Here is a 12835-nt window from a genome sequence, read left to right as displayed (position 1 = left end):
GGCGCCGAAACGCGACGATGGCCGCCTCCTCAGCCTCCGTGAGGACCGTCGAACGTGGCTCCTTTGGGCCGGTCTTGCGATCGCTGTATCGCTGCTCTGACGGCGTACGTGGTCGTGGCGCTTCCGTGACGAACTTGTCCCATAGGGCATCCTTCCATTCCTTCGAAAGGATCACACCATCAAACCCTGGGTTCAAACACCTAGCCAAGCATCTCACGTGTCAGAGTTATGCCCTGGGATTGTGACCCCGGCGAAAAGGACCGTTTTTGGCCCGGTCCAGCACGAATCATCGAATTCAGTTTGCATGACTGAAACGTGTCGCTCGTTGTGAAATGTTACAAAAGGTTGCCTCAATTCCTGTCCGCATGACAGCGGATTGAGACTTCTATTCAGAAAATATCGTGATTTTCCGGTTTAATTACAGTGTGTTACGATGTTTTGGAAATCTAATGGAGAGGTCTAATGAAGCTTGTTCTATTCGGGAGCGCAATCGTCACCCTGTTGATTTCCACCCAGAAGTGACCCCAGGGAGGCAGTGTTCGTTCTTGCTCAGAGGAAGATGAAGTCTTCCACCGTCAGATCAGCCGCCGCGACCCCCTCGATCAGCACCGTGTGACCCTGATAGTCGATCTGCGCGCCAACTGCGACGTCGGTGATGTTCAACGCCGCAACCTTACCCGCCAGACCGGAACCCGGTGCGTTCTCGACCCCGACCATTCGGAAGCTATCAACGCCGTCCTCGAAGTCGGTGATCACATCGGCATCGCCGTCCTTGAAGAAGTTGAACACGAAGACGTCGGCCCCGTCGCCCCCGGTCATCGTATCGTCGCCGTCACCACCGTTGATCGTGTCGTTGCCCAGTCCACCGTCGATCTGATCGTTTCGTCCACCGCCCGCAAGGAAGTCGTTCCCATCGTCGCCGAAGATGACATCATCGGCCTCTCCGCCGCCAACACTGTCGTCACCCGCACCAGCTGAGATGACGTCTTGGCCTGATCCGCCCCCAATGTCGTCGTTTCCAGCGCCGCCCTCTATAGTGTCGGCCCCGAACGACCCACCCATCGCGTCCGACCCTTCGCCGCCGATCAGCAGGTCGTTGCCCGGCCCGCCATTGACGATATCGTTGCCGATCCCGCCGTCGACCGTGTCGTCGTCCTGGCCACCTCCCATGAAGTCGTTTCCGGAACCTCCCGTCATCTGGTCGTTTCCGGTGCCGCCGCCCATCAAATCGTTGCCGTCACCGCCAATGACCTCGTCATTGTCGGCGCCCGCGCCGATGTTGTCGTCACCGCCCGCACCGGTGAGCGTGTCATCGCCCGCGAGACCGAAGATATTGTCGTCGCCAGGGCCGCCCTCAAGATTGTCCTCACCCTCGGTGCCGATCAGGGTCTCGTCCTGCGGACCGCCGACCACGTCGGTCAGGTCGAGCGTTCCGTCGAGGAAGTGTATTGTCTCTATCCCAATCAGAAAGTCGCTTCCTTCGGTGGACTCGACGATCACCCCCGCACCCTCGTAGCTGATCGCGGCATCTTCCTGAGACACGGCAATCACCGCTACATCCGACCCGCCCCCACCATTGAGCGTGTCGTCGCCAGTCCCACCATCGAGCGTGTCGGGACCCGCCCGCCCGGCCAGGCTGTCTTGCCCATGCTCCCCGTAAAGCCGATCCGCGCCTGCTCCGCCGTCCAGAAGATCGTTGTTCCACCCGCCCCAGATTTGATCGGCGACGTCAGTTCCGATGATGTGGTCGTCGCCCACACCGGCATGAGCCTCGTTCTGCAGTCGAAGGATGACCGCGTCGTCGTTTGAAGTGCCGTACCAGATGTCCGCCTCGTCTTGCCCGGTCATCATGACCATGCTCGTGCCCGAGAGCGCATTCTCGTGTTCGCTCCACGCCGACACAAAATCTGCGCGCCCGTCACCGTTCATGTCGGCAATCTCCCAACCAGCGAGGCTGTACTGGGACTGAACGACTGGCTCGTGAAAACCGAATGCTCCGTCACCAAGCAGAACAGCCGCCGACGTCTCGGGATCGGCGGGGGAAAAGTAAAGGTCGAGGTTTCCGTCCGCATCGAGGTCCAGGATATTGACCTCGAATGCCGTATAGGTGTTGGGCGTCGTAACCCGCGGCAGGTGCTCAGAGACGTCCGTATAATGATCCCCGTCGTTGCGCAGCACCTGGATGATCCGGTGCGCAAAGTTAGAGTCTACCGTAACACCGAGATTTTCGGCTTCCCAAGAGGGATAGAAATTGCCTTCGTGGATAAAGCCGCCGTTGTTCATATAGGCGATCACCAGATCCATATCACCATCGCCGTCGAGATCGCCAATCTGCGAATTGTTGATCTCGTAGGCCCAGGGGGCCATCCATGGAACCTGTGGAACCGGCAGCGCCATGCGCGTTTCGTTATCACCCGAATAGGAATAAATGATTTCGCTGGGAAAAACGGGCGGCGCATTCCCCGGCGCCATCGGCAGGTTCCAGCCGGACGCACCGATCAGCAGATCGGTTTCGCCATCCCCGTCGAAGTCCTGAATGCGCGTTCTGTGCAGGACGTCCCGGTGATAGGGGCCGTACCAAATATGCGGTCCGATCAGATCGGTGCCGGTAAGCTCTTCGACCACAAATCCCTCGGCAGAGCCCCAGTAAACATAGAGCGGATCGTTCGACCCACCTGTCGAGAATACGTCAATCCAACCGTCGTCGTTGAGATCGCCGACTGAGGTCGCATGCGCCCAGTTCGCCGGCAACTCGCTTCGGGTGTCGCGGCTAAAACTGCCGTCAGGGTTCTGCAGGTACAGCACATCCGGTGTAGAGCCCTCTGGGATCAGCAATTCATTGCCGAGGGTCGACACATAGAGATCCGTCAGGCCATCGTTGTTGAAATCCTTTGCCCAGATTTGCCCAGGAAAGGCGAGCTCTTGAGTTTCCTCCACGACCGCACTGGCGAAACTTCCATCTGGCTGCTGCAGCCAGAGATGCGGCGTGGTGAGTATCTCGCCGGTCGGCCAATCGCCGGGTCCGTGCACCATGTCGAGACGCCCGTCACCATTCACATCTGCAAGCAAGGTTGAGATGGGCGTCGCGCCGATAGGCCGCGGCGTGACCCCGGTTTGCACGATTTCGTCCGATACAACTGCCAGATCGTTGAAGAACAACTCGTCTGACATGATCTGCTCCCGCACCACAGCTCATGTGGCCAAGTGCCCTCGAGCCTCAAGCGAGCATAGGCCATCTGTTATGTGTTGCCAAGTTCGCCAAACTCCGCAGATAGTTGGGTAATCCTCCCCGAAAGTAAGGCGGTGCATAAGTAGAATTTTCTCGGCACGATGCATGAGGAGGTTCTGAATGAAGACAAGCAGATACACTGAGGCGCAGATCCTTTCGATCCTGCGCCAGGGCGAAGGCGAAGTGCCGGTGGCAGAGCTTTGCCGTGAGCATGGCATGAGCAATGCGTCGTTCTGCAAGTGGCGGTCGAAGTATGGCGGCATGGACGCGTCCATGATCAGCCAGATGAAGGCCATGGAAGATGAGAACCGGCGCCTGAAGCGGATGTATGCAGATCTGAGCATGCGGCTGATCTGTTGAAGGAAGCCCTTGGAAAAAAATAATTGGGCCGTCTCACCGCCGGGAGATGGCCGAGAATGCGGTGGAGCGACGAGGAGCCAGCATTGCCCTGGTTTGCCGGGCCTTTGGGGTCAGCGAGACCTGCTATCGCTATGGGCCCAAGTTGCGGGCAGAGAATGAGGAGATCGCCGATCTGTTGACCGGACTGGCTGACGCCCGCAAGACTTGGGGGTTTGGCCTGTGTTTCCTGCATTTGCGCAACGTGAAGGGCCATCCGTGGAACCATAAACGCGTCTATCGCATCTACTGCGAACTGGAACTTAACCTGCGGATCAAGCCCCGCAAGCGGTTGAAGCGGGACAAACCTGATGCGCTGGCAGTCCCGGACGCGCCAAATGTGACCTGGTCGATGGATTTCATTGCGGATCGGCTGGGGGATGGCCCGGCGTTCCGGCTGTTGAACGTGCTAGACGACTTCAACCGGGAAGGCTTGGGGATCGAGGTCGACTTCTCGCTGCCCGCCGAGCGCGTGATCCGGAGCCTCGACCGCATCATCGAATGGCGCGGCAAGCCCAGCACCATACGGGTCGACAACGGCCCCGAATACATCAGTGACAATCTGGCGAAATGGGCTGAGAAACATGGGGTTATCATCCAGCACATCCAACCCGGCCAGCCGCAGCAGAACGCCTACATCGAGCGCTACAACCGCACGGTCCGGCATGAGTGGCTGGACCAATACATCATAAACAGCATCGAGGAGGCCCAGCACTTCGCCACCCAGTGGCTATGGATATACAACAATGACCGCCCGCACATGGGCATCGGTGGCATCACGCCCGCCCAGAAACTGAAAATGGCCGCGTAAGTTCTACGGACGCACCCCGTTAAAAACGGGGGGATTACCGGTTCATGGCCTTCGCGACGAGTTTTTTACCGGCAGGGTTGAAGGCCGACCGGGTTGAACTTGATGGCAGCAGGATCCGGGCCCACGCCCGTTCCTCGGATGCGTCGGCAGCATGCCCACGCTGTGGCACGGTCTCTCGTCATGTCCACAGCAAGTATTGGCGTCATCCAGCCGATCTCCCCGCCCATGGCCGAGAAGTTGAACTGGTGCTGCTCGTTCGCCGGTTTCGCTGCCGCGCTGCACATTGCCCAGCGAAGATTTTTTCAGAACGGTTCCTGCCAGCTGTCACCCGGCCACATGCGCGTAGGACATCACGCTTGCAGGAACTGGTGCGTCACATCGGCATTGCTCTTGGTGGGCGCCCCGCGCTGGCGCTTGCCGGACAGCTTCTGTTGCCGGTGAGCAGAGACACTTTCCTGCGCAGCGTTCGGATGAAGCCCGAGGAAGCTGCCGTGGAACCTCGCGTGGTGGGTATCGGCAAGTGACAGCGCTATGGCACACTAATCTGCGATCTCGAACGACGTAAGGTCATCGATCTGCTGCCCGACCGAGAGCCCGCCACTGTGGAAGCGTGGCTCCGCGCGCGTCCCAAGATAGAGTTGTCGCCCGCGATCGCAACGGTGGCTACGGCGGTGCCGCCGCACGTGCCCTGCTAGACGCAGTTCAAGTCGCGGATCGTTGGCATCTGTTAGAGAACGCAAGTGCCGCCTTCCTGGCAGCCGTGCAGCGGAACATGCCAGCCATTCGCAAGGCAATCGGGGTAGAGACCCTCGATCCGAGGCTTCTGACGGCGGCGGAAAGGTTGCAATTTGAGGGCTTTCAAAGGCGCCAGCAGACCAACCACATGGTCCGCCGAATGGCAGACGAGGGTGTTCCCATTAAACGGATCGTGCGCCTGACCGGGCTGAGCCGCGGCTTGGTCCGCCAGATCATCCGCGAGAGCATCTTGACCGCTTGGTTTCCTCGACTGGAACGGGAGTGGAGCGGCGGATGCCGCAACGGCGCAGAACTCTGGCGCCGGTTACGGGCTGATGAATTTCATGGCAGTCTCCGGGTCGTTGGCGAGTGGGCGACACGCCAGCGTCGGGCCGAGCAAGCGGTACCGTCCGAAACATGAAAGTCGCCACCTGCCCGAAGGATTTCGCAGCTCCTGACCATGGGACGGGATCATCTGACTCGTGCCGATGCAATCCAGGTCGCGCGTATCGAAGCGGCGCTACCAGCGCTGGCAACCGCCCGGGAACTGACCGACAGGTTCACTGACATGGTGCGAAACGTCCGTGAGCATGCCCTTGTTTTCCGACGAAAACACAATTTACAAGTTTTCCAAACTGATATAACAGATTCGTTAGTTGATATTTAAGATTCGGAGAACTCTTATGACGCAAGGTCTTTCGAGCGCGCAGGCGAGCAACAAAGAGGCGTCACTGACCGATTTGCTGACGGGTGTGACCCTCAATCCAGAGGCAGGAGGAGGGATCGCGTTCCTTGTTTTCGACCTCTTGCTCGATCTCATTGTTTCGGTGCAGCTGCGTCCCGGTCAGCGGATATCTGATAAAGAAATTGCGTCAGCGCTTGGCATCAGCAAGACCCCGGTGCGTGAAGCGCTCATTCGGCTGGACGAAGCTAACCTGGTGAAACTCGTTCCCCAGAGCGGCACCTATGTGACTCTCATCTCTGTGCAGCGCTACACGACGGCCTGCTTCATTCGCCTGCAATTGGAGATGGGCGCAGCGCGAGCAGCGGCGGCATTTCCCGATCCTCGCCATAGCGTTGCTGAACTTGAAGATCTGCATGCCCAGTTGATTGCTGTGCAAGCAGCGGACGATCACATTGGCTTCGTGCGCATTGATGAAGCATTCCACCAAAGGATCTTCATGCTGGCGGGGTATGGCGATGCTTGGGTAACGGCACGGCGGACGCAATTCGATCTCAACCGCGCGCGCAACATTCGCCGTCGGCATCGGATCCTGCGCGGCCCCGAGGTTCTTGAGCAACACGCCGAGGTCATCGCCGCCCTGCAAGCCCGTGACCCCGACCGCGCCGAGGCCGCCATGCGGGTCCATATCGGCGATATAGATCGCCAGATAAGCCGGCTCTTCACCGATTACCGCCTGAACGGGCTAATCGAACTGCCAACCGTAAATTAACTTGGTGCGCCTGCACAGATCCAACGTCCGGAGGAGGGGCGTCTGTAAGCGTGCCAATTTTCGAAACGCAACTACGGAGGAAAGAATGCGTAACTTTGGAATAATGATGACACTGCTGGCCACAAGCAGCCTTGTCAGTGCAGCCAGCGCCGAGAGTAGCCTGCCAATCGTGGATGAACCTCTGGAGCTCACTATCCACCTGCATTGGGACCTCGCGCAAGGCTACGAGGAAGACTACCCGGTCGAGCAAAAGGCGCGTGAGCTCACGGGCATCCACCTGATCGATAAGACTGCAGGACCTAATTCTCAGAATTCTCTTGAGGCGATAAACCTACTTCTGGCGCAGGGCGACATGCCGGATATCGTAGGAGGTCTGGTGATCAAGAACACGGTCAACGAGTATGGCCCGCAAGGTGCCTTCATGCCGCTGAACGATCTGATCGACGCCCATGCCCCTAATATCAAGGCGCTTCTGGACGCACGCCCAGATATCCGAAAGGCGATTACCGCTTACGACGGAAATATCTATTACGTGCCCTATGTTCCTGACGGAAAATATGGCCGGGCCTATTACGTCCGACAGGACTGGCTTGACCGGCTTGGTCTCGAACGCCCGGACACCGTGACAGAACTCTACGATGTCCTGGTCGCATTCCGCGACGGTGATCCCAACGGCAATGGCGTAAAGGATGAAATCCCCTTCTTCGCACGGGATTGGGAGGAGGCAGTTCGACTTGTCACTCTCTGGGACGGGCGAACATCTGGGTCGGACACGTACCACGATTTCATAGTCGATGATGGTCGCGTGGTGCACCCATATGCGCAGGAAACCTACAGGGACGGCCTATCCGAGGTAGCTCGCTGGTACGAAGAGGGTCTGATCGACAAGGAAGTTTTTACCCGCGGTAGATCCGCCAGAGACGCGCTTCTCTCAGCCGACCTTGGCGGTATGACCCATGACTGGTTCGCATCTACCAGCGGGTACAACTCCACTCTCTCCGGCGAGATCGAAGGCTTCAACTTCGTGCCGTTCTTGCCGCCTAAATCAATCAGCGGCAAGAGGATTGAGGAGCATAGCCGCATTCCCGTCAAACCAGACGGTTGGGCGATCAGCTTCAAAAACGAGCACCCGGTAGAAACGATCAAGTACTTCGATTTTTGGTTCACCGAGCAAGGAAAGCTGCTTTCGAATTTTGGTGTCGAGGGAGAGTTTTGGGACATGATCGACGGGGAGCCCGTCTTTAAACCTGAGGTGCTCAACAGTAGCGAACCAGTGAACGTCCAACTTCGACAAGCCGGCGCCCAGATCAAAAAGGGCTTTCCACAAGATTTCCGATACGAGTGGCAATGGACGGCAGAAGAGGCACGAGAAGGGATCGCGCTTTACGACACGCATGATCTGCTCGTAGATCAATTCCTTGGTGTGGCTTTGACCAAGGATGAGCAGGCAATCTTTGATCGATACTGGCCGCCGACCCAAGTCTATATGCTTGAGAGGCAGCAAGCATGGCTTTTGGGAACCGGCGATGTGAAGGCTGACTGGGACGACTATATCGAGGCCCTGCAAAGCAGAGGCTACGATGAAGTGATGACGGTAATGAACGCCGCCTACAAACGTCAATACGACTAACGCAGTCTCAGGACGCGCGGTGCCATCGTTCCATGCGTCCTGTGTCAGACCGCCAATTCATCTGGATCGTTCATCGCAACGACACTTGCCAGTACAGATAAAAGCCACCCGGCAGATCGCATCCGAGAAACTCTATGGAGGGAAAGACTTAATGAAAATCACCGATGCAAAAGTCTTCGTCGGGGGACCCGGAAAAAGCTATGTCACGATCAAGATCATGACGGACGAAGGGGTGTATGGATTAGGAGATGCAACGCTTAAGAGCCGCGAGTCCCTGACGGCCAAGTACCTCACCGACTATTTGGTGCCGAACCTGATCGGCAAAGACCCCCGCAACAGTGAGGACCTCTGGCAGTTCTTCTATCGCGGTGCCTACAACCGCGGCGGCCCCATCGCCATGGCAGCCTTCGGCGGAATAGACATGGCCTTATGGGATATTAAGGGCAAGGTAGCGAATTTGCCACTCTACCAACTCTTCGGCGGGAAAAGCCGTGAAGGTGCGTTGGTTTATGCTCACGCGACTGGGGCTGACCTCGAAGACCTGATGGATTCAATCGCCTACTACAAGGACGAGGGCTACAAGGCCGTGCGTGTCCAATGCGGCATTCCCGGCATGCCGACTGCAAGTTACGGCGTTTCGAAAAAGGGGGCGTTCAAGAACTACATCACCGACTTCAGTGGTATACACCCGGACGTCGAGGTCTGGGACACCGGGCGGTATATGCGCTTTATGCCCGACGCGTTGGCGCAAATAAGGGACAAGTTCGGCCCAGAGTTGAAGATCTTGCACGATGTTCACCACCGGCTGACGCCGCGAGAGGCGGCTGAATTTGCAAAGGAGGTCGAGCCAGTGCGGCTCTTCTGGCTGGAGGATCCCACCCCGGCCGAGGATCAAGACGCTTTGCGCCTGATCCGCCAGCATTCCACCACTCCCATCGCGATCGGTGAGGTGTTCAACTCCATCTATCAGTGTAACAAGATGATCGAGGCCGAACTGATAGATTTTATTCGAGTTGCGGTCACCTATGCTGGGGGAATTACACCTGTAAAGAGGATCGTTGACCTGGCCGGTCTGCACCATGTCCGCACCGGATTTCACGGTGCTCCGAGCCACTCACCACTCTGTATGGCCGCCCAAGCACATCTTAACGCTTGGGCACCCAACTTCGGCATTCAGGAATGGCTGGTGCTCGGAACGCCCGAGTGTGACGCGCTGTTTCCCACTCAGCACCGGATGGACGATGGTATGGTTTGGGTCAGCGACGCGCCCGGCCTTGGCATGGATTTCGATGAGCGGGAGGCCTCTCGCTATGAATACCAGCCGTCGAGCCACCCTGTCACCCGGCTGGAGGATGGCACGATCTGGAACTACTGACCGAGCCTCTACTGCCGCCAGCATCATGTCGCGCATGTCCGAGCCACTGAAGCCTGCGGTCACGACGGCGCACCAGGAGATGATCTCCCGATTATGGGCATCGATGATGTTGCGCCACGAAAGATGTCGCCGTTCCAGCAGGTTAACTCGAACCCGTCGGAGCACCAGCGCAGGTTCGACCGCATGGTCACGACCTTGCCGTTTTGGGCGCGATCGGATCGCTCGGTGCAGCGGCGTGGAAGCAGCAGGTTCTGGGCCTGTATGATGCAGTAAACGCGCTTTTGGTTTACGGGCGATGCGCTGGTGGCACGCAACCGCCGGTTCAGAATGGCTGTAATCCGACGGTATCTGTAGGTCGGACGTGCCGCCACGAGCGCGGTGATCAACGGCACGATCGCCGCGTCTTGCGCTTTATGATGGCGCCGTCGCGGCTTTGCGCTTCCATTCAAGCAATCGCGCAGGTTGGAGCGAGAGATGCCCAACGCAGTGGCCACGACGCTCACCCACTGCCCGGCAGGGCATGCCGGCATGCCCGAGAGGGGGATCAGTCCGGTCGCTGCGACTGCGCAAACCACGTCAGTTTATTGAACGTGACTTGTCGAGCGCTCCCTTAAGGATCTCGACCTCCAGGGTCTTGCGCTCGAACTGGCGCTCCAGTTCACGGATGCGGTCCTCCATCTGCAGGACGGTCCGGTTGCTCGTGACGTCATCGTCTCCAGACACGGCCACGGCCCCTCCCTCCAGCATCAGGCGTCGCCAACGATATAGCAGGTTGGGCAGCCACACCATTGCGGCACGCAACGACCGAGATGCTGGCGTTCTCGTCCAGCGTAACCGCGCCATTGGCACCGCCTGCCTGACGCTGGGGCGATGATCTAAGACACGTGTTTAACTACGTCGTTAACGACGTGTCTTGTGCGGGGTCGTCGATGCGTGGTGAAATTCTCGGGGTGGAGCGACGGCGTTTCTGGCGTGACGAGGACAAGCTCGAGATTGTCCTGTCTGTTGGGATAGACGGGTCAACGGTGACGCAGGTGGCACAGCGCCATGAAGTGACGCGGCAGCAGATTTACGCTTGGCGGCACGACCTCAAGAAGAAAGGCCTCTGGTCGCCGGATGCCGGGGCGCTTTTCTACCCATTGGATATGCCAGTGGCGGCTGGAGTTCCGATAACGCAGGATACTGTCGCTGAAACATCGCCACCGGTTGCGGTTGAATTGCGTCTGCGTGGCGGCCGTAGTTTGCATTTTGAAAGCACGATTGATCCGACTGCGCTGTCGGTGCTGATCCGCGCGGTGGACGCCGCATGATCGGTCCCGGCACCGGTGTGCGTGTGTATCTGGCGTGTGGTGTCACGGATATGCGAAAGGGGATCGCGGGGCTGGCCGCTTTGGCGCAGGATGTGTTGCGTCACAAACCAGCCAATGGTGCGGTATTTGCGTTCCGTGGGCGGCGCGGGGATCGGATCAAGCTTCTGTTCTGGGATGGCCAGGGGTTTTGTCTCTACTACAAAGTCTTGGAGCGTGGCCGCTTCCCTTGGCCGAATGCTGCGGATGGGTCGATGCGGCTGACATCAGCACAGCTCGCGATGCTGTGGGAGGGGATCGACTGGCGACGTCCGGATTGGGGCGCTCCGCCAGCGCGTGTGGGGTAATTCTGCGCTCGAATTATCGTTATTTATATGGCGCTTGAGCCTAATTTTTGGTAGTCAGGCGCATGTCTAAACCTACTGAAAATCTGCCTGATGATCCCGCTGAATTGAGAGCGGTGATCGCAGCATTGCAGGCCGAGAACGCTCAGATCGCGGCAGAAAACGCCAAGATGTCGGCGACATTGCGCGTCCATGATCAGCTGGTTCAGGGCCTGCGCCTGCGGATCGCCAAGTTACAAAAACTGGCCTTTGGCAAATCCTCGGAAAAGATCGAACGCGAGATCGAACAGCTGGAATTGGCGCTCGAAGACCTGCTGGTCGCGGTGGCCGAAGACGATGAAGCGCTCATTGACGAAGGTCCGGATGAGCCGTCACCAGAGGCTGCCGATGCGCCCGCTTTGCGTCGTCGGCCACGTGTCTCGGATGCGACCCCGCGCGAGCGTCGTGAACTGGACCCCGGTGCCTGCTGCCCCGACTGTGGCGGCGATCTGCATGTGGTGGGTGAGGATGTCAGCGAGCTTCTCGATATGATCGCGGCGCAGATGAAGGTGATCCAGATTGCCCGGATCAAGAAATCCTGCCGCCGCTGCGAGCGGATGGTGCAGGAGCCCGCACCAAGTCGTCCAATCCCGGGCAGCATGGCGGGGCCAAACCTGCTTGCGCATGTGCTGGTCTCGAAGTTCGACGATCATTTGCCTTTGTATCGCCAGCACGAGATCTTTGCCCGCATGGGGGCGGACATTCCCGAAAGCACGCTGGTCGGCTGGTGCGGGCGGGCCATGAAGACCCTGCAGCCGCTGATCGCACGGATCGAGGCGGACATCATGGCCAGCGACCTGCTGCATGCGGACGACACACCCATCCGGGTGCTGGATCGCAGCATGCGCGACAAGGGGCTTGGCAAGGGTGTCAAACAAGGCCGGATCTGGGCCTATGTGCGTGACCAGCGGCCTTGGGCGGGAGCATCACCGCCGGGCGCTGTCTATCGCTTTGCGCCAGACTGGAAAGAAGAGCACGTTCTCAGCCATCTGGCCAACGCCCGCGGCATCCTGCAAGCGGATGGTTACACAGGCTATGCCAAGCTCTATGCGCCTGAACCCGGTGGCACGCCGCGTTTGCGCGAGGCCGCCTGTTGGGCGCATCTGCGGCGGGACTTCCACGACTTCTGGACCTCGACCAAATCCGAGATCGCCCGCGAGGCGCTCGACCGGATCGGCAAGTTCTACGACATCGAGCGCGATATCAACGGCCAGTCCGCTGACGTGCGTCATGCGACGCGTCAAAAGCTTACCCAGCCCAAGGTGACAGCCTTCTTCGCCTGGTCTGAACAACAGCTCCTGCGCATCCCCGGCAAAAGCGATCTGGCCAAGGCGTTCCGCTATGGCCTCGCGCGGCAGGAGGCCTTCAGCCTCTTCCTGAGCGACGGGCGTGTGGCCATCGACAACAACCCGGCAGAACGTGCCCTGCGCCCGATTGCCGTTGGTTGCTCATTATGCACCCCCTTCGTAAGTGTTTGGAAACATTGAAAGCTGGTCGTCGAACTCAGCGCGACAC

At 58.8% G+C, this 12835-nt stretch carries 6 protein-coding genes and 5 pseudogenes; 8 read left to right on the top strand and 3 right to left on the bottom strand.

The features are described 5' to 3' along the window. A pseudogene (locus FOY53_RS21875) lies at nucleotides 1-143 on the bottom strand (IS481 family transposase); the annotation flags it as partial. A 406-nt stretch (nucleotides 144-549) separates the two neighbouring features. Next, nucleotides 550-3171: an FG-GAP-like repeat-containing protein gene (locus FOY53_RS21865; RefSeq protein WP_146592436.1), complete on the bottom strand. Its 2622-nt coding sequence runs from the start codon at nucleotides 3169-3171 to the stop codon at nucleotides 550-552. Nucleotides 3172-3349: 178 nt separating this feature from the next. Here FOY53_RS21865 and FOY53_RS21860 point away from each other — a divergent pair. The 5 genes and pseudogenes from FOY53_RS21860 to manD all read left to right on the top strand — a co-directional run bounded on the left by FOY53_RS21860 (nucleotide 3350) and on the right by manD (nucleotide 9630). Next, nucleotides 3350-4436 (top strand): annotated as a pseudogene (locus FOY53_RS21860) (IS3 family transposase). A 33-nt stretch (nucleotides 4437-4469) separates the two neighbouring features. Next, nucleotides 4470-5769, top strand: a pseudogene (locus tag FOY53_RS24235) (ISL3 family transposase); the annotation flags it as partial. A gap of 85 nt (nucleotides 5770-5854) precedes the next feature. Further along, nucleotides 5855-6625 carry a GntR family transcriptional regulator gene (locus FOY53_RS21850; RefSeq protein WP_146592435.1) on the top strand — a complete coding sequence of 257 codons (771 nt, stop codon included), beginning with the start codon at nucleotides 5855-5857 and terminating at the stop codon, nucleotides 6623-6625. 85 nt (nucleotides 6626-6710) lie between these two features. Continuing rightward, complete coding sequence (locus FOY53_RS21845; protein ID WP_146592434.1) at nucleotides 6711-8255, top strand: type 2 periplasmic-binding domain-containing protein; 1545 nt, start codon at nucleotides 6711-6713, stop codon at nucleotides 8253-8255. Nucleotides 8256-8406: 151 nt separating this feature from the next. Then, on the top strand, nucleotides 8407-9630 hold the full coding sequence (manD, locus tag FOY53_RS21840) for a D-mannonate dehydratase ManD (RefSeq protein ID WP_146592433.1): 1224 nt from the start codon (nucleotides 8407-8409) through the stop codon (nucleotides 9628-9630). On the opposite strand, the pseudogene FOY53_RS21835 reads toward manD, so the two are convergent. Beyond that, nucleotides 9631-10462, bottom strand: a pseudogene (locus tag FOY53_RS21835) (transposase); the annotation flags it as partial. It abuts the gene before it with no gap. 97 nt (nucleotides 10463-10559) lie between these two features. Here FOY53_RS21835 and tnpA point away from each other — a divergent pair. From tnpA to tnpC, 3 genes and pseudogenes are all read left to right on the top strand, one after another. After that, complete coding sequence (tnpA, locus tag FOY53_RS21830; protein ID WP_146592432.1) at nucleotides 10560-10940, top strand: IS66-like element accessory protein TnpA; 381 nt, start codon at nucleotides 10560-10562, stop codon at nucleotides 10938-10940. Continuing rightward, complete coding sequence (tnpB, locus tag FOY53_RS21825; protein WP_146592431.1) at nucleotides 10937-11284, top strand: IS66 family insertion sequence element accessory protein TnpB; 348 nt, start codon at nucleotides 10937-10939, stop codon at nucleotides 11282-11284. The genes tnpA and tnpB overlap by 4 nt, the downstream gene beginning before the upstream one ends. A 62-nt stretch (nucleotides 11285-11346) precedes the next feature. Next, a pseudogene (tnpC, locus tag FOY53_RS21820) lies at nucleotides 11347-12765 on the top strand (IS66 family transposase); the annotation flags it as partial. Between the last annotated feature and the right edge of the window lie 70 nt (nucleotides 12766-12835).

Source organism: Puniceibacterium confluentis, from assembly GCF_007923445.1.
Taxonomy (GTDB): Bacteria; Pseudomonadota; Alphaproteobacteria; order Rhodobacterales; family Rhodobacteraceae; genus Puniceibacterium; species Puniceibacterium confluentis.
Note: the sequence above shows the minus strand (reverse complement) of the source record. Positions and strands in the feature narration are given on the sequence as shown.

Bases quoted from the DNA above. Each gene is read 5' to 3' on its own strand.
- FOY53_RS21865 (WP_146592436.1), bottom strand. From the start codon at position 3,171: ATGTCAGACGAGTTGTTCTTCAACGATCTGGCAGTTGTATCGGACGAA.
- FOY53_RS21850 (WP_146592435.1), top strand. From the start codon at position 5,855: ATGACGCAAGGTCTTTCGAGCGCGCAGGCGAGCAACAAAGAGGCGTCA.
- FOY53_RS21845 (WP_146592434.1), top strand. From the start codon at position 6,711: ATGCGTAACTTTGGAATAATGATGACACTGCTGGCCACAAGCAGCCTT.
- manD (WP_146592433.1), top strand. From the start codon at position 8,407: ATGAAAATCACCGATGCAAAAGTCTTCGTCGGGGGACCCGGAAAAAGC.
- tnpA (WP_146592432.1), top strand. From the start codon at position 10,560: ATGCGTGGTGAAATTCTCGGGGTGGAGCGACGGCGTTTCTGGCGTGAC.
- tnpB (WP_146592431.1), top strand. From the start codon at position 10,937: ATGATCGGTCCCGGCACCGGTGTGCGTGTGTATCTGGCGTGTGGTGTC.